Annotated in this window: 14 protein-coding genes and 1 tRNA gene; 10 read left to right on the top strand and 5 right to left on the bottom strand. The window is 63.9% G+C overall.

The genetic code is table 11. The features are described from left to right. A partial coding sequence (locus DI606_RS16565) for a sensor histidine kinase KdpD (RefSeq protein ID WP_293984994.1) occupies positions 1-2,423 on the top strand: 2,423 nt, incomplete at its 5' end. Continuing rightward, positions 2,420-3,118, top strand: coding sequence for a response regulator transcription factor (locus tag DI606_RS16560; RefSeq protein WP_293984992.1), 699 nt, complete (start codon positions 2,420-2,422; stop codon positions 3,116-3,118). The genes DI606_RS16565 and DI606_RS16560, both read left to right, overlap by 4 nt. 30 nt (positions 3,119-3,148) lie before the next feature. On the opposite strand, the gene DI606_RS16555 is transcribed toward DI606_RS16560, so the two are convergent. Further along, positions 3,149-3,224 (bottom strand) — tRNA-Lys (locus DI606_RS16555). Between the two features lie 42 nt (positions 3,225-3,266). Further along, a complete protein-coding gene (gene folK / locus DI606_RS16550) occupies positions 3,267-3,764 on the bottom strand; it encodes a 2-amino-4-hydroxy-6-hydroxymethyldihydropteridine diphosphokinase (RefSeq protein WP_293984990.1) in 498 nt (165 codons plus the stop codon). Positions 3,765-3,931: 167 nt separating this feature from the next. On the opposite strand from folK, the gene DI606_RS16545 reads away from it, so the two are divergent. From DI606_RS16545 to DI606_RS16525, 5 genes are all read left to right on the top strand, one after another. Next, a complete protein-coding gene (locus tag DI606_RS16545; protein WP_293984988.1) occupies positions 3,932-4,573 on the top strand; it encodes a 50S ribosomal protein L25/general stress protein Ctc in 642 nt (213 codons plus the stop codon). A gap of 89 nt (positions 4,574-4,662) precedes the next feature. After that, on the top strand, positions 4,663-5,232 hold the full coding sequence (pth, locus tag DI606_RS16540) for an aminoacyl-tRNA hydrolase (RefSeq protein WP_293984986.1): 570 nt from the start codon (positions 4,663-4,665) through the stop codon (positions 5,230-5,232). A 118-nt stretch (positions 5,233-5,350) separates the two neighbouring features. Continuing rightward, on the top strand, positions 5,351-6,568 hold the full coding sequence (locus DI606_RS16535; RefSeq protein ID WP_293984985.1) for an HD-GYP domain-containing protein: 1,218 nt from the start codon (positions 5,351-5,353) through the stop codon (positions 6,566-6,568). 78 nt (positions 6,569-6,646) lie between these two features. Continuing rightward, positions 6,647-8,278 (top strand): alpha-D-glucose phosphate-specific phosphoglucomutase, encoded by a 1,632-nt coding sequence (locus tag DI606_RS16530; RefSeq protein WP_293984983.1) that lies wholly within the window; start codon positions 6,647-6,649, stop codon positions 8,276-8,278. A 106-nt stretch (positions 8,279-8,384) separates the two neighbouring features. Continuing rightward, positions 8,385-9,065: a DUF2490 domain-containing protein gene (locus DI606_RS16525; RefSeq protein ID WP_293984981.1), complete on the top strand. Its 681-nt coding sequence runs from the start codon at positions 8,385-8,387 to the stop codon at positions 9,063-9,065. Between the two features lie 9 nt (positions 9,066-9,074). On the opposite strand, the gene DI606_RS16520 is transcribed toward DI606_RS16525, so the two are convergent. Together DI606_RS16520 and DI606_RS16515 are read right to left on the bottom strand one after the other, a co-directional pair. After that, complete coding sequence (locus DI606_RS16520) at positions 9,075-9,953, bottom strand: TraB/GumN family protein (RefSeq protein WP_293984979.1); 879 nt, start codon at positions 9,951-9,953, stop codon at positions 9,075-9,077. Between the two features lie 4 nt (positions 9,954-9,957). After that, positions 9,958-10,851: a TraB/GumN family protein gene (locus DI606_RS16515; protein WP_367119487.1), complete on the bottom strand. Its 894-nt coding sequence runs from the start codon at positions 10,849-10,851 to the stop codon at positions 9,958-9,960. 141 nt (positions 10,852-10,992) lie between these two features. Between DI606_RS16515 and DI606_RS16510 the strand changes: the two genes are divergently transcribed. From DI606_RS16510 to ppdK, 3 genes are all read left to right on the top strand, one after another. Continuing rightward, positions 10,993-11,865 carry a glycine--tRNA ligase subunit alpha gene (locus DI606_RS16510; protein WP_293984976.1) on the top strand — a complete coding sequence of 291 codons (873 nt, stop codon included), beginning with the start codon at positions 10,993-10,995 and terminating at the stop codon, positions 11,863-11,865. Beyond that, the gene (gene glyS, locus DI606_RS16505; protein ID WP_293984996.1) at positions 11,865-13,970 is read left to right on the top strand and encodes a glycine--tRNA ligase subunit beta; all 2,106 of its coding nucleotides are present in this window, start codon (positions 11,865-11,867) and stop codon (positions 13,968-13,970) included. Before DI606_RS16510 ends, glyS begins: the two co-directional genes overlap by 1 nt. Positions 13,971-14,108: 138 nt before the next feature. Next, a complete protein-coding gene (gene ppdK / locus DI606_RS16500; protein WP_293984975.1) occupies positions 14,109-16,808 on the top strand; it encodes a pyruvate, phosphate dikinase in 2,700 nt (899 codons plus the stop codon). A 60-nt stretch (positions 16,809-16,868) separates the two neighbouring features. On the opposite strand, the gene DI606_RS16495 is transcribed toward ppdK, so the two are convergent. Then, positions 16,869-17,369 carry a hypothetical protein gene (locus DI606_RS16495; protein WP_293984995.1) on the bottom strand — a complete coding sequence of 167 codons (501 nt, stop codon included), beginning with the start codon at positions 17,367-17,369 and terminating at the stop codon, positions 16,869-16,871. Between the last annotated feature and the right edge of the window lie 50 nt (positions 17,370-17,419).

The raw sequence follows: 17,419 nt of genomic DNA, 5'->3' as shown, positions 1-17,419 counted from the left end.
ATCATCAGGGGCACAGGCTGGGGGAAATGGACATCGACGCGGTGCTGGCCCGTCAGCCGCGCCTCGTCCTCGTCGACGAACTCGCTCATACCAACGCACCGGGTAGCCGCCATCCCAAACGCTATCAGGATGTCGAGGAACTGCTGAATGCAGGGATCGACGTTTATTCCACCGTCAACATCCAGCATATCGAAAGCCTGAACGACGTCGTCGCATCCTTCACGCGGGTGCGGGTGCGCGAGACGGTGCCCGACTCCATCCTTGAAATGGCGGAGATCGAAGTCGTCGATATCCCGCCCGACGAACTCATCGAGCGGCTGAAGGAGGGGAAGGTCTATATCCCCGCCGAAGCCAGCCGCGCGCTCAATCATTTCTTTTCCAAGTCCAACCTCACTGCGCTGCGCGAAATGGCGCTGCGCCGGGCTGCGCAGGCGGTCGATGCGCAGATGTTGGATTATGTCCGTGCCCATGCGCTGGCGGGCAGCTTCGCTGCGGGCGAGCGAGTGGTCGTCGCCATCAGCGAAGTGCCCGGCGCGCAGGGGCTTGTGCGTGCCGCCAAGCGCCTTGCCGACGCGCTCAGGGCCCCGTGGTCGGCGGTCCACATCGAAACGCAGCGCAGCCTGCACTTCACCCAGGCCGAACGCGAACAACTGGCCGATACCATGGCGCTTGCATCGCGCCTGGGGGCCAGCACCTCCACGATTCCCGCGCCATCGGTGGTGGAGGGGTTGCGCCATTGCGTGGAGGACGCGCGCGCAACTCAGATCGTGATCGGCAAATCGGCCCGTCCATGGTGGTTCGAACTGCGCCATGGTTCGGTCGTCGACCGGCTGGTGCGCGATATCGGCGACGTGGCGGTCCATGTACTGCCCGGCGACGCGTCCGATGGACACCCGAAATCTTCGGTCAGATGGAGAGGGTCGGCATGGGGACGGCCGGTCGACTATCTGTGGTCGATTCTTATGATCGCGGCGACCACCTTCGTCGGCCGTCTGCTGATCGAAGTCATCGACCTGGGAAACATCTCGCTTCTCTTCCTCATCCCGGTCATGTTCGCGGCGGCAAGCTATGGCCTGCGTACCGGGCTTGCTTCGGGCCTGCTCGCCAGCCTCGCCTATAATTTCTTTTTCCTCCCGCCGACCGGCACCCTCACCGTCAACAATCCCGAAAATGTGGTCAGCATCCTCGTGCTGCTGGGCGTCGCCATCGTCACCAGCCAGTTCGCGGCCCGCGTCCGCGCGCAGGCCGACCTCGCTCAATCGAGCGCGCGGCAGAATGCGGCGCTGGCGGGTTTTTCGCGCCAGTTGACCGCCGCCGTCAGCCGTGAGGAACTGATGCAGGCGATCTGCGCGGAGGTGTCCAGATTGCTGTCCGTTCGCACTGTCCTGCTGCTGCCCTCGCGCGACGGCCCGCAACTGCGCGCCGCCTTTCCGCCGGAGGACCGTCTGGACCAGATCGAAAAGGCGGCGGCGCAATGGGCGATGGACAACGAACAGCCTGCGGGGCGCGGTTCGTCGACGCTGACTGCTTCGGACTGGCTGTTCCATCCGCTGCGCACCACGCGCGGCGTTCTGGGCGTTCTGGGCGTGGCGCGCGACGATGCGGGTGAGCCGCTGCGCTCGGACCAGAGGCCGCTGCTCATGAGTTTGCTCGATCAGGCGTCCATCGCGTTCGACCGGATGGCGCTGGAGGAGGAAATGCTGGACGCGCGGCAGGTGCGGGAGAGGGACCGGCTGCGCTCAGCCTTGCTGTCCTCGGTCAGCCACGATTTGCGCACGCCGCTCACCACCATCGTGTCGGCGGCGCACGAACTGCGCCGTTCCCCCACGCCTGAGCTTATCGATACGGTCGAGACCGAGGCCCGGCGGCTGAACCGCTTCGTCGCCAACCTGCTCGACATGGCGCGGGTGGAGGCAGGCGCGCTGCCGCTGAAGGTCGAGCCGACCGACCTGTTCGACGCGGTGGCAAGCGCCGTCCACGACACCCGCCAGTCGCTCGCCGGGCATGAGGTGAAGGTCGACATCCTGCCCGACATCCCCCTTGTCCGGGTGGACCCGACATTGCTTCACCATTGCCTCATCAACCTGCTCGACAATGCCGGGCGCTATGCCGACCCCGGCACGCCCGTGCTGGTGCGCGGTCGTCGCCTGCCGGACGCGATCGCGCTGTCGGTCGTCGATCAGGGGCCGGGCATCCCGCCCGGTGTCGAATCGCGTGTGTTCGACACGTTTACCCGCTTCGAAGGATCCGATCGCGCCAAACACGGCACCGGTCTCGGTCTCGCCATCGTCAAGGGTTTTGCCGAAGCGATGGGGCTGGCCGTATCCGCCTCCAACAACGCCGATCCGCTCGGCGCCTGTTTCACCGTCACCATCCCGGATTCGCTGATCCTTGCCGATCTGCGCGCAGAGGACATGCCATGAAGATACGCCACAAGGTGCTGATCGTCGATGACGAACCGCATATCCGCAAGCTCATCCACGCCGCTCTGGCCCGCGCGGATTATATAACCGTCGAAGCCGCCACCGCGCGCGAAGCGCTGGATCTCTTGCGTCAGGAGCGTCCCGACATCAGCCTGCTCGACCTCGGGCTCCCCGATCGCGACGGGCTGGAACTCGTGCCGCTCTTCAAGCAGCACAGCGACACCACCCTTATCGTCGTGTCCGCCCGCGACGCCACTGACGAAAAGGTCGCCGCGCTCGACCTTGGCGCGGACGATTATCTCACCAAACCGTTCGATACCGACGAACTGCTCGCGCGCGTCCGGGTCGCGCTGCGCAACCGGGTGACGCGCGAGGGAGGAGCGACGACCGTCAATGCCGGGGACGTGGAAATCGACCTCCTCTCACGCTTGGTGCGCAAGGGGGGGCGCGAAGTGCACCTCACTCCCAAGGAATATGGCGTCCTGTCCCAGCTGGCCAAATTCCCGGGCCGGGTCATCACCCATGCCCAGATCATGGCGCATGTCTGGCCCAATGAGCACGAACATCATGTGGAATATCTGCGCGTCCTTGTCCGCACCCTGCGCCAGAAGCTGGAAACGGATCCCCAGCAACCGCGCATCATCGGCAACGAACTGGGCATCGGCTACCGGCTGAGAACCGATGTCGAAGACTGAACGGTCCGGGCCGATGCGGATGACGATTTGTGGTGAGCCCTGCTGGGTTCGAACCAGCGACCTACTGATTAAAAGTCAGTTGCTCTACCGACTGAGCTAAGGGCCCCCGAAGGAGTGGACGACGCCCTAGAGGCGAGGAAGCGGATGGTCAACCTCTTGTCGCGCCTTTGGGCTTGCGCAGCACCGCTTCGACCTGCCGCACTGTCCTGCCGCCCCAGGGATCGCGCCAGCCCGGCGCAATCGTTGCAAGCGGGCGCAGCACGAAATCGCGTGTCCGCCATGCAGGATGGGGGATCGCCAGCGCTGCCGACTGCCAGCGCCCGCCGGACCACAGGATGATGTCGATGTCCATGCTCCGCGCGCCCCAGCGCCGATAGCGGCGGCGACCAAGGCTGCGTTCGACCGATTGGACAAAGCGCAGCATCTGCGGCGGCGTCATCGCGCTGCGCACCATGATCGCTGCATTGGCGAACCGACGCGTCGACGGACCCAGCGGCGGGGTCGCGATGATCGGCGATACGTCCAGCACCTGCGCCTGCGCCCCGATCCGCGCCACCGCCTCGCGCAGCAGCGCCGCAGGCGTGCGCCGGGCCGACAGCGAACGGTTCGATCCCAGCGCCAGGATGTAGAGGGAGTGCGTCTCCATGCCCGTGCGCCTATCCTTCGCGCTTCAGAATGGAAAGGACGTCCTCATACGCATGAAGGCGGCCCCTTGCTTTTTCCGCTTCCTCTGCTATTGGGCCGCCTTCCCGCGATGGTCATCCCTGGAGGCGTGGCGGGAAGATTTATCAGTTTAGCTTTTGGAGACACGCAATGAGCGAGCAGCTTACGCTGTCGGCAGAGGCACGCGATCGGGCAGGCAAGGGAGCCTCCCGCGCTCTCCGCCGCGAGGGCCGCGTACCCGCCGTCATCTATGGTAACAATGAAGAACCCCTGTCGATCCATGTCGAGGAAAAGCTCCTCAACAAGCTGCTTGGCACCGGCCACTTCTTCAATTCGGTCGTCATGGTCGAAGTCGGCGGCAACGCCGTCCGTACCCTCGCCAAGGACGTGGCGTTCCACCCCGTCTCCGACCGCCCGCTGCACGTCGATTTCCTGCGCGTCGCCAAGAACGCCTCGGTCACCGTCGGTGTCCCCGTCCGTTTCGAGAACGAAGAAACCGCGCCCGGTCTCAAGAAGGGCGGCGTGCTGAACGTCGTTCGTCATGAAATCGAGTTGATCGTCGCTGCCGACAACATCCCGGACGAAGTCGTCGTCGACCTCGCTGGCCTGGAAGTGGGCGATTCGGTTCACATCAGCGCCGTGAAGCTGCCCCAGGGCGCTGTTTCGGCGATCGAAGATCGCGACTTCACCATCGCGAGCATCGCTGCGCCGACCGTGCTGAGCGATGCGGAAATCGCCGAAGAGAAGGATGCTGCCGAAGCCGCGTCCGCCGCTTCTGCCGAAGAAGCCTGAGGCTTAGCTCCGGCGGCCTTTCGAGGCTGGAAATTCCGATCCCGTCCGCCTACCCGGCGGGCGGGATTTTCTTTTGAAAGGCAGGGTGCGTGCAAATCTGGGCAGGTCTTGGCAATCCCGGACAGCAATATGCGATGCACCGGCACAATGTCGGCTTCATGGCGGTGGACCTCATCGCCGACATGCATCGCTTCTCCCCGCCTAAGAAGCAGTTCCAGGGCTGGACGCAGGAAGGGCGGATCGGTTCTGAAAAAATCCTCCTGCTCAAGCCTGCGACCTTCATGAACGAAAGCGGCCGGTCGGTGGGCGAGGCGATGCGCTTCTACAAGCTGACGCCGCAGGACGTGACGCTATTCCACGACGAACTCGATCTTGCACCCATGAAGGTCAAGGTGAAGCGGGGCGGCGGTAACGCCGGCCATAACGGTCTGCGATCCACCGACGCGCATATCGGTCCCGATTTTCGTCGCGTGCGGATCGGCATCGGGCACCCGGGTCACAAGGACAAGGTGCATGGCTATGTTCTTGGCAACTATGCCAAAAGTGAAATGGATGCCCTCGCCGAAATGCTGGGGGCGATCGGGTCGGAAGCGGAATGGCTGGCAAGACAGGACGACGCCCGTTTCATGAACGATGTTGCATTGCGGCAAGGTGGGTAGAAGTTGTCGTCGGCAAAGGACTGTGTGAACCGGATGTAAATATTTGCGGCGTTATGCATCCGTTATGACTTCGGCCCGTTCTTTCCTGCGTATCGCTCCCGCCCGAGCGGAATTAGGCATGTATATCAGTGGCTTTGAGGGATCCTGGTTTCGACATCCCTTCTGGCGTGCCGGTTTCCTGATCGAGGACGAAGCGACTCTCGAAAAGATTCGCTCCAGCGATGTTCGGGCGGTGATCATCGACACCAGGCGCGGAATCGCTGCCCCGGCGGAGGCACCTGCGGCTGCGCAGCCGCAAGCGCCTTCGGAACCTGACTCGCGCATCCTTGACTTTCCCGCGGCGCGGCCAGGACAAACTGCGGATGCCGAATTGGAGCGCGCCCGCTCGATCCTGCATGAGGGCAAGGCGCTCGTCACCGGCCTTTTCAACGATGCGCGGCTGGGCAAGCTGACGGTAACGCAAGATGTGGTGGCGCTCGTGTCCGACATCGCTCTGTCGGTCGAGCGCAACCATGCGACGCTTATCAACATGGCCCGGCTCAAGTCGCGCGACGAATATACCTATCTCCACTCGATGGCCGTCTGCGCGCTGATGATCAATTTTGCGCGCCATTTGCAGATGCCCGAAGCGCAGGTGCACGAAATGGGCGTCGCGGGGCTTCTCCACGATGTCGGAAAAATGGCGATGCCGCCTGAGATCCTCAACAAGGCGGGGCGCCTCACATCGCAGGAATTCGCCGAGATGCAGCGTCATCCGCTGGCGGGGAGGGAACTTCTTGCCACCTGCGATAATGTGCCCCCAGCCGCGCTTGACGTGGCGCTCCATCACCATGAACGAGTGGATGGCGCGGGCTACCCCTTCGGCCTCATGGGGCCGGACATCAGCATCGCCGCTCGCATGGGCGCAATCTGCGACATCTACGACGCTCTGACATCCGACCGTTGCTACAAGGACGCGTGGACGCCGACCGAAGCGATCACCCGCATGGCAAGCTGGCAGGGGCATTGCGATCCCGGCCTGCTTTTCACCTTCATGCAGAGCCTCGCCATCTTTCCGCCCGGGCTGCTGGTGCGGTTGCGCTCCAACAGGCTGGCGGTGGTCCTTCCCAACGGACGGCGCGGATCGCGCGCAATGGCGCGGGCCTTTTTCGATGCGCGCGCGCGCGACTTCCTCCCGGCGCAGGACGTGTCGATCACGGGCGACCTAAACGGCGATCGCGTCATCGGGCGGGAGGAACCTGCGCACTGGCCTTTCCCCGACTGGGTCCGCCTGCACGCCGACCTGATGGACGGCAAATATAACCTTCAGGCGGTGATGCAGCGGCACGCCGGCTGAAACATCGGTCATATCGCGATTGCGAAAGGGATCGACGCCGACCATAACGGCGCGTCCCTCTCGCTTCGGAGATGATCCTTGACGATCCAGACTGTGGCCACCCGGCCTTTCGACGACCAGAAGCCCGGCACCTCGGGCCTGCGCAAGAAAGTGCGGGTGTTCCAGCAGCCCCATTATGCCGAGAATTTCGTCCAGTCGGTGTTCGACAGTCTCTCCGGGTTCGAAGGGCAGGCGCTGGTCGTCGGCGGCGACGGACGCTACCTCAACCGTGAAGTCATCCAGATCGTCCTCAAGATGGCGGCGGCCAACGGTTTCGGCCGGGTGCTGGTGGGGCAGGGGGGCATTCTTTCGACCCCGGCGGCTTCGCATCTCATTCGGCTCTCCGGCGCTTTTGGCGGCCTCGTGCTGTCGGCGAGCCACAATCCCGGCGGCCCGGACGAGGATTTCGGGATCAAGTATAATATCGGCAATGGCGGCCCCGCGCCGGAAAAGGTGACCGACGCGATCCACGCGCGCAGCCTCATTATCGACCGCTATCGCATTCTAGAAGCTGCAGACATCGACCTGGACACCGTTGGCGTCACGCATCTGGGCGGCATGGCGGTCGAAGTGGTGGACCCTGTCGCGGCTTACGCCGACCTCATGGAAAGCCTGTTCGATTTCGCCGCGATCCGCACGATGATCGCGGGTGGCTTCACGCTCGCTTTCGACGCCATGAGCGCGGTCACTGGCCCCTATGCGACGGAGATATTCGAACGGCGGCTCGGCGCGCCTGCGGGAACCGTGATGAACGGCACGCCCTTGCCCGATTTCGGCCACCACCATCCCGATCCCAATCTGGTCCACGCAAAGGCGCTCTATGACCGGATGATGGGCGCGGATGCGCCCGATTTCGGTGCGGCGTCGGACGGGGACGGCGACCGCAACCTCATCATCGGTCGGAACAGCTATGTGACGCCGTCCGATTCGCTGGCGGTGCTGGCGGCCAACGCCCACCTCGCACCGGGCTATGCGGCGGGGCTCAAGGGCATCGCTCGCTCCATGCCGACCAGTGGCGCGGCGGATCGCGTTGCGCAAAAGCTGGGCGTGCCGCTCTATGAGACGCCGACCGGCTGGAAATTCTTTGGCAACCTGCTCGACGCGGGGATGGCGACCATCTGCGGAGAGGAAAGCGCGGGCACCGGGTCCGACCATGTGCGCGAAAAGGACGGCATCTGGGCGGTGCTGCTCTGGCTCAACATCCTCGCGGCGCGCGGTCAGAGCGTCATGGACATCATGACCGATCACTGGGCCACCTATGGCCGCAACTATTATGCTCGCCACGATTACGAAGCGATTGCCAAGGACCGCGCCGACGCGCTGATCGCGGCATTGCGCGCGAAGCTCGATACGCTACCCGGCACGGCGAACAGCGGCGGCACGGTCGCCAGCGCGGACGATTTCGCCTATACCGACCCGACCGACGGGTCCGTCAGTGACCGGCAGGGCGTTCGCATCTTTTACGAGGACGGATCGCGCATCGTCATGCGCCTGTCTGGCACCGGCACCGAGGGCGCGACGCTGCGTGTCTATATCGAACGCTATGTCGCGCCGGGCGGCGATCTCACCATGGCGACGGGCGACGCGCTCGCACCCCTGATCGTTGCCGCGCAGGAGGTAGCCGACATCGCCGGATTCACCGGGATGGACCGGCCCAGTGTCATCACCTGACCTGCGCCGGACATAAACTCACATGCAGGCAACAAAGCAGAAATATCTCCCCGCTAGAGGGCAAATTCGCTGTCCCCCGGACCGCCTGTTCCTTTCCCGGATATCCATGCCCCGCCTGACGCCCCTCCTGCTTGCCGGCTTCCTGCTTTTGTCTCCGTCGGCGCGGGCCGCGACCGCGCAGGACGAGCAGTTCTGGCTCAACCTGACGGCAATGGGGTCGGTGAAAGACGAACTCGTCTATTTCGCCGAGGTGCAGCCCCGCATCGGCGATGGCGTTTCGCGCGTGGATCAGGCGCTGCTGCGCGGCGCGATCGGCTGGAAATTCTCGCCCTCGCTAACGCTCTACCAGGGCTACGCCCATGTCGTGCTTCCCATAGAAGGCGGCAAGGACCGCAACGAGGAACGCAGCTTCCAGCAGCTCAGTTGGATGCTCGGCAAGCCCTGGGGCGGGGAACTGTCACGCACCCGGCTGGAGCAGCGCTGGCGCTCGGATGGGGATGACATGGGGTGGCGGCTGCGGGAGATGGTCCGCTACGAAAAGACGCTGAAGCCTGGCAGCGACGCCGTCAACGCGCTCGTCTATGCCGAAGGGTTCGCGGCGCTCAACGATACCGACTGGGGCGCACGGGCGGGTTTCGACCAACTGCGCAGCTTCGTCGGCGCGGAACTCGGGTTGCCCGGGCAATCGACGGTGGAGGTCGGCTATCTCAACCAGCTCATTGATCAGCGCGGGGGCGACACGCGGATCAATCATGTCGCATCGGTGACGCTGTTTTTCCGGCATTAGGCCGAGTGGCTATTGGAGCCGCGTCACAGTAAAGCCCTTCGCCTTCAGCATATCGATGAGGTTGCCCTTGCCCGTCAGGTGCCCGGCCCCCACGGCGATGAAGGGGCGACCGGTCATCGGCTCGATGACTTTCGCCCAGTCGCGGTTGCGCGCCGTCAGGATCGCGTCCTCCACCACAGGATCGGGCTGTTCGCCGATCTTGTCCTCCCGTGCGATGGCATCCATGTCGCCCTTCACCCACGCGGTCAGGATGCGCTCGTAAAGCGCTTTCATCCCCTTGGCCTCATGGATCGTCTGGACGAGCAGCCGCTGCTGCGCGGATTCCGGCAGGGTATCGAACGCGCCGAACTGCCGCTCCACGGTTTCCAGCCCGCCGATGGGTTTGCCCGCCTTGCGGAACGCCGCGATCAGCACCGGTTCTACCCCCGCACTCTGGCTGACGCCCAACGACTGCTGGCTCGCCGCCGACAAAAGCATCGCGGCTGCCCAGCTTTCATAACCGGACAGCAATTGCGTGTTCGTGCCCCCGTCCGCCATCGCCTTGTCGAGCGCGCCGACTTCATTGGCCGGAACCCGCTTTTCCAGCGGCGGCAGACCGGGACTGCGGCCCATATTTTCGAACAGCGCGAGCGTTTTCTGCTCGTCCTGAAGATCGGCGGCTTCCAGCACCAGCCGGTCCGCCCCGGCCATCGCCTCCCTGATCGCGGGCGTTTCCCAGGCTATGTCTTTGGGTAGGACATGGATCGTGCCGAACAGCCACCCCTTCATGCCGCCGCGCTCCACCTGCCAGAGTGCCGGCCCGCTCCCCGCAGGCGGTTGGGGCGCGGGAGCCTTGTCGCACGCGACGACGAACAGCAGCGCGAAGAGCGCGAGCAGGCGCGTCAACATCGCGTCACCGCGTCACGCGGGTGGAAGCGACGCCGATCGCCTTCAACTGGTCCTGCACGCTGCCCTTGCCAGCAAGATGTCCGGCGCCCACCGCGACGAACACGGTGCCCGGCTGCGCCAGCCGCGCCTTGATCCACTTCGCCCAGTTGGCGTTGCGCCCCGTCAGCAGCACCCTGGCGAGTTCAGGCGTCGCCTCCAGCGACTCGTTCATCATCTTCGCCAGCTTGTCCGGCTGCCCCTTTTCCCAGGTGCGCAGCAGCGATCCGAATTCCTTTTCCATATCGGGCAGGCCATCGACGGTGGCGTTCAGGAACTGCACCTGCTGGTCCATCGGCAAACCGGCGAAGAAACCGATCTGCTGGTCCACCGTCTCCAGCGCGTCGACCTTCTTGCCGTTCGCCTGCGCCGCCGCGCGAAGCGTCTTTTCCGCGCCCAGATCCGCCTTGTATCCCATCTTCTCCAACGGCGCGACAGACAGCAGCATCCCGCTCATCCACGGGTTGAACATCTCGAACGTCTGCCAGGGTAGTCCGTTGGCGCTCATCGCCGCCTGATATCGGCCACGCGCCTGCGCTGTCAGCCGGTCCGACAGCTTGACGCCGTCGCTCGCCAGCGCCAGTCGCCCCATCGTCGCCGCAATGGCTTGCGGGTCGTCGGGTTCGATAATTTCCAGCACCAGTTCGTCCGACGCGTCGAATGCGCGCTTCACCTTGCCGTCGAACCAGTCGATACCGGGCTTCATCACATGGACGGTGCCGAACAGATAGATGGTCGTGTCGGCATCCCTCACCTGCCAGAGCGCAGGGGAGGCGGCGGTCGTATCGCGCGCGTGCGCCGCGCCGCCGATCATCAGAAGGGCGGCGGACATGGCGCGGAGCAGGGTGGGGATCATCTTCATGACCTCACAGATGCGCATGACGCGCGCGTAGGGCAAGCGGGTTTACCCTCTTTGCGCCGCCTCGCCCTTGACCCTTCGGCGGCCTTGCGCCAAGGCGCAGGGCCGATATTTCGCCATTTAGCTTATGAAGAAGGACCATTCGTGGCCGAAGGCAAAGCGCTTTCCTTCCAGGACCTGATCCTGACCCTTCACGCCTATTGGGGGCGGCAGGGTTGCGTCATCCTCCAGCCTTACGACATGGAAGTGGGCGCGGGCACCTTCCACCCCGCCACCACGCTGCGCAGCCTCGGTCCTAACCCGTGGAACGCCGCCTATGTGCAGCCCAGCCGCCGCCCGACCGATGGCCGTTACGGCGAAAATCCCAACCGGCTTCAACATTATTACCAGTATCAGGTGATCATGAAGCCGAGCCCGGCGAACCTTCAGGACCTCTATCTGGGGAGCCTGGCAGAAATCGGCATCGATCCGCTGGTCCACGACATCCGCTTTGTCGAGGACGATTGGGAAAGCCCGACGCTGGGCGCATGGGGGCTCGGCTGGGAAGTCTGGTGCGACGGCATGGAAGTCACCCAGTTCACCTATTTCCAGCAGATGGGCGGCTTCGACTGCAAGCCGGTCGCAGGAGAGCTGACCTACGGGCTCGAACGCCTCGCCATGTACATCCAGGGTGTCGACAGCGTCTACGACCTCAAGTTCAACGACGCGGGCGTCACCTATGGCGACGTGTTCCTCGAAAATGAAAAGCAGATGTCGAAATGGAATTTCGAGGTGGCGGACACCGCCAAGCTGTTCCAGTGGTTCAAGGATTGCCGCGCCGAATATGACCGGTGCATCGACAACGACGTGCCGCTGGCCGCGTTCGAGCAGGCGATCAAGGCCAGCCACACCTTCAACCTCCTGCAAGCGCGCGGTGTCATTTCGGTTCAGGAACGAGCGAGCTTCATGGGCCAGGTCCGCGATATGGCGCGGGGCAGCTGCGAAGCCTGGATGAAGCATAACAGGTGGGCCGCATGATGACTGACTTCCTGCTCGAACTGCGCTGCGAGGAAATCCCGGCGCGCATGCAATTGAAGGCGTCCGATGACCTCGCCCGCCTTTTTGCCGAAGAACTGGCGAAGGCGGGCCTTGCGCCCACCGCCATAGACAGCTTCGTGACGCCCCGCCGCCTTGCCCTCATCGCGCGCGGCCTGCCGCTCGAAACCGCCGCCGTGAGCGAGGAGTTCAAGGGCCCCCGCACGTCCGCGCCGCCGCAGGCGCTCGAAGGCTTCCTGCGCAAGACCGGTCTTCGCCAGGACCAGCTCGAAGAGCGCGAAGGTGTCTACTTCGCTGTCGTCGAAAAGCCCGGTCGCGCCACCGCGCAGGTGCTGGCGGAAGCGGTTCCCGCCGTCATCCGCGCTTTTCCCTGGCCCAAGTCGATGCGCTGGGGCACAGCGTCGCAGACGACCGAAAGCCTGCGCTGGGTCCGCCCGCTGCAAGGCATCGTCGCGATCCTGGGCGAAACCCTCGTCGATATCGAGATCGAAGGATTGCGCAGCGGCTTCGCTACGCTCGGTCACCGTTTCCACCATCCCGGCGAAATCACCATCGGCGGCGCGCATGACTATGCCGACAAGCTGCGCGCCTGCCACGTCATCGTCTCGCATCGCGAACGGCAGGCGATCATCGAGGCGAAAGCCGCACAGGCTGCCGCAGCGAAGGGCTATACCGTCATCGAGGACAAGGGCCTCATCGCGGAGAATGCGGGCCTGACCGAATGGCCCGTACCGCTGCTCGGCGATTTCGACCCGGCCTTCCTCGAAGTGCCGCCCGAAGTCATTCAGCTGACGCTGCGGATCAACCAGAAATATTTCGTGCTGCGCGACGGCGCGGGCAATCTCGCCCCGGCCTTCATCTGCACCGCCAATATCGAGGCGAAGGACGGCGGCGCGGCCATTATCGCGGGCAACCGCAAGGTGCTGGCCGCCCGTCTGAGCGACGCGCGTTTCTTCTGGGAGCAGGACCGCAAGACGCACCTGGCGGATCACGCGAAAAAGCTGGAGCGCATCACCTTCCACGAAAAGCTCGGCACCGTGGCCGACAAGGTGGAGCGTGTGGCGAAGCTGGCCGAGTGGCTCGCCACCGAAAACATTGTTCCCAACTGCGACCCGGCGCTGGCCCGTCAAGCTGCCGAACTCTGCAAGGCCGACCTCGTCACCGAAATGGTCGGCGAATTCCCCGAGCTTCAGGGCATCATGGGCGGCTACTACGCCCGCGCCGAAGGCCTGCCCGATGCGGTCGCCGATGCGATCCGCGATCACTACAAGCCGGTCGGGCAGGGGGATGAGGTGCCGACTGAGCCCGTGACGGTGGCGGTGAGTTTGGCGGATAAGCTGGATACGTTGGCAAGCTTCTTTATCCAAAAGATGCCGCCTACCGGATCGAAGGACCCATTTGCTTTACGCAGAGCGGCTATCGCAGCTACCTCATTGATCTTACAAAACAATCTAAGGTTCCGTTTGGAACGTGCTTTATTAGCAGCGGCGGATGATGATCAAGCTAAGTTTGAAGTCATTTTCTTCAGCAAGACTGAACATGATCTAGCATCTTTCTTTATCGAACGTCTTAAAGTCCAGCAAAAGGAAGCGGGCGTCCGCCACGACCTGATCGACGCGGTATTCGCGCTCGGAGGGGAGGATGACTTGGTCCGACTGTTAGCCCGCGTCCACGCGCTCCAGTCCTTCATTACGACCGATGATGGTGTCAATCTGCTCGCGGGGTACAAGCGCGCAGTAGGGTTGCTTCCAAAAGACACGGGCGGCAATATGTCAAAAACGGCCGCAGCAAACATTTTGATCGATGGCCACGCTCCTCCGCCAAAGCCACAAGCCAAGGAAGCCGAAGCTGCCCTCATTGCCGCGCTCGAAACCGCAGAACCTCTTGCGGCGCAGGCGGTGGCGGATGAGCGGTTCGAGGATGCGATGGCCGCGCTCGCGACCTTGCGCGCGCCCATTGACGCCTTTTTCGACAACGTGACGGTCAACGACGCCGTCCCGGAAAAGCGCAAGGCGCGGCTCGACCTGCTGGCGCGGGTGCGCGACGCGGTGCATAGCGTCGCCGACTTCTCGAAAATCACGGGATGACAAACTGATCCAATACCACTGTCCCGAAAAATGCCAGATTGATCGGGATAAACAAATCAGATGATGCAATCCGATCCGCCTTCCGGCAGATATGCTGCATCGCACAAACTCGGCAACCAGTGCAGGGAGAGCCGGATCATGATCAAGACGGAAGAGGCCAGCATGAACGACACCGCTACCCGCTATGTCTATCGCTTCGGTGGCGGTGTGAACGACGGGGGGAAGGGCGACAAGAACCTTCTCGGCGGCAAGGGCGCGAACCTCGACGGCATGGCCGCAATCGGGCTTCCGGTGCCTCCCGGCTTCACCATCACGACCGACATGTGCACTCGTTATTATCAGGACGGGGGCACCTATCCCGACAGCCTGAAGGCGCAGGTCGCCAGCGGCATCTCGCATATCGAGGGCGTGACCGGAAAGTCGTTCGGCGACGCCGCCGATCCGCTGCTCGTATCCGTCCGTTCGGGCGCGCGCATTTCGATGCCCGGCATGATGGACACCGTCCTCAACCTCGGCCTCAACGACGAAACGGTGCAGGGCTTGGCTGCCGCATCGGGGGACGAGCGTTTCGCCTGGGACAGCTATCGCCGCTTCATCCAGATGTATTCCGACGTGGTGCTGGAACTCGACCATGGCGCGTTCGAGGAAGCGCTGGAGATCGCGAAGGAAGATCAGGGCTATACCCTTGACACGGAAATGACGGCGGACGACTGGAAGGCGCTTGTCGGCGAGTATAAGGCGCTCGTCGCCAAGCTCTGGAACAAGCCCTTTCCGCAGGACGTGCACGACCAGTTGTGGGGTGCGATCAGCGCTGTGTTCGGCAGCTGGCAAGCGGATCGCGCGAAGGTCTATCGTCGCCTGAACTCGATCCCCGGAGACTGGGGCACGGCGGTCAATGTCCAGGCGATGGTGTTCGGCAACATGGGCGACACGTCGGCTACCGGCGTTGCCTTCACCCGCGACCCCGCGACCGGAGAGAACGCCTATTATGGCGAATATCTCATCAATGCGCAGGGTGAGGATGTGGTGGCGGGCATCCGCACGCCGCAATATCTGACCAAGGCCGCGCGCGAGCGGGCAGGGGCCAAGCCTTTGTCGATGGAAGAGGCGATGCCGGACACCTATGCCGAACTGGCGCGGGTATTCCAGATCCTCGAAACCCATTATCGCGACATGCAGGACATCGAATTCACGGTGCAGCAGGGCAAGCTCTGGATGCTCCAGACCCGCTCGGGCAAGCGCACCGCCAAGGCCGCGCTCAAGATCGCAGTCGACATGGCGACCGAAGGCCTGATTTCCGAGGAGGAAGCCGTCGCCCGCGTCGATCCGGCCGCGCTCGACCAGTTGCTCCACCCGACTCTCGATCCCAAGGCGCCACGCGACGTGCTGACCAAGGGGTTGCCCGCGTCGCCCGGCGCTGCCAGCGGGGCAATCGTCTTCGACGCCGACACTGCCGAGCGCCGCAACGAACTGGGCGATGCGGTCATCCTCGTGCGCGTGGAAACGTCGCCGGAGGACATCCACGGCATGCATGCGGCCAAGGGCATCCTGACCGCGCGCGGCGGCATGACCAGCCATGCTGCGGTCGTGGCGCGCGGCATGGGTCGCCCCTGCGTATCCGGTGCGGGCAGTCTCTCCATCGATAACGCCAGCAAGGTTTTGCGCATCGGCTCGCGCGAGCTCAAGGAAGGCGATATCCTCACCATCGACGGCGCGACCGGCGAAGTGATGGCAGGCGAAGTCGCCACGGTGCAGCCTGAACTGGCTGGCGATTTCGGTACGCTGATGGGCTGGGCGGACAAGGTTCGTCGGCTCAAGGTTCGCGCGAACGCCGAAACGCCGCTCGACTGCCAGACCGCGCGCGATTTCGGCGCGGAGGGCGTGGGCCTGTGCCGCACCGAACACATGTTCTTCGACGCGGCCCGTATCACCGCCGTGCGCGAAATGATCCTGGCGGACAGCGAAAAGGGCCGCCGCGCCGCGCTCGATAAGCTGCTGCCCGAACAGCGCGACGATTTCGCACAGATTTTCATGGTAATGGCGGGGCTCCCCGTCACCATCCGGTTGCTCGATCCGCCGCTTCACGAATTCCTGCCCCATGGCGAAGCGGAGTTCGAGGAAGTGGCGAAGGCCGCAGGCGTCGGCGTCGATGCGCTCAAGCGCCGCGCTGCCGAACTTCACGAATTCAACCCGATGCTGGGGCATCGCGGTTGTCGTCTGGGCGTAACCTATCCCGAAATCTATGAGATGCAGGCCCGTGCGATCTTCGAAGCGGCGCTGATCGTCAAACAGCGCAGCGGCGATGCTCCGATTCCCGAAGTGATGATCCCGCTCGTCGCGACGCGCAAGGAATTGGAACTGATGAAGGCCATCGTCGATCAGGTCGCAGAGGCCGTGTTCGCCGAGCAGGGCAATTCGGTCGAATATCTCGTCGGCACGATGATCGAGCTGCCCCGCGCCGCGCTTAAGGCGGGGGAGATCGCCGAGGTGGGCGAATTTTTCTCGTTCGGCACTAACGATCTGACGCAGACGACCATCGGCATCAGCCGCGACGATGCCGGTCGGTTCCTGACGCAATATGTGGACAAGGGCATTTTCGCTCGCGACCCCTTCGTTAGCATCGATGTCGAGGGCGTGGGCGAACTGATCGAACTCGCCGCCGAGCGCGGTCGCGCGACGCGCCCCGATATCAAGCTCGGCATATGCGGCGAACATGGCGGCGATCCCGCATCGATCGCTTTCTGCGAGAAGGCCGGCCTCGATTATGTATCGGCCTCGCCTTACCGCGTGCCGATCGCCCGTCTCGCCGCGGCGCAGGCCGCGCTCGCCAGCCGCTAAACATGCAAAAGGGCGGGAAGATCGCTTCCCGCCCTTTTTCATTACATTCGCGCAGAGCGCTTACCGCCCCCCTGTCAGCCGATCCAGCAAGCCGGGCTTGCTTTCTCCCCGCTCCAGAGCCAGCGCCTGCCCGCGCCAGTCGTCGCGCGTGATCGTGCCGGGCGCCAGCCCGAGGCGCGCTTCCAGCGTTGCTTCCTGTTCGGCACTGAGCCCCGCGATCTGGCCATAACGGTGATAGCCCGCTTCGTTCAGCGCTACTTCCTCACGCTGGCTGACGCCGGTGATACGGCTGAGGTCGTCCCGACCATGGCTCCCGCCGATAGCCGCCCCGGTCACACCTGCGCCGGTGCCGACAGGCGCTGCATGGCGTTCCAGTTCCCGAACGCGCGCCTCGGCTGCTTCGAGCCGGGCATCCCGGTCCTTGAGCGCCGTGCGATGTGCGACCTTTTCTTCCTGCCACAGCCGCTTGAACTTGCCCCGACCGCTCATCATCAGGCCCAGGATCCAGCCGATGACCAGCGCGATGGCCAGCAGCGCCAGGTCGTTCATTGTGAAGTTCATCATGGCACTCTCCTTCGGCCACACGAACGAGGGAGGGGGTGAAAAGTTGC

This window comes from Sphingobium sp., from assembly GCF_003248505.1.
Lineage (GTDB): Bacteria > Pseudomonadota > Alphaproteobacteria > Sphingomonadales > Sphingomonadaceae > Sphingobium.
This window is presented reverse-complemented; position numbering and strand designations above follow the sequence as displayed.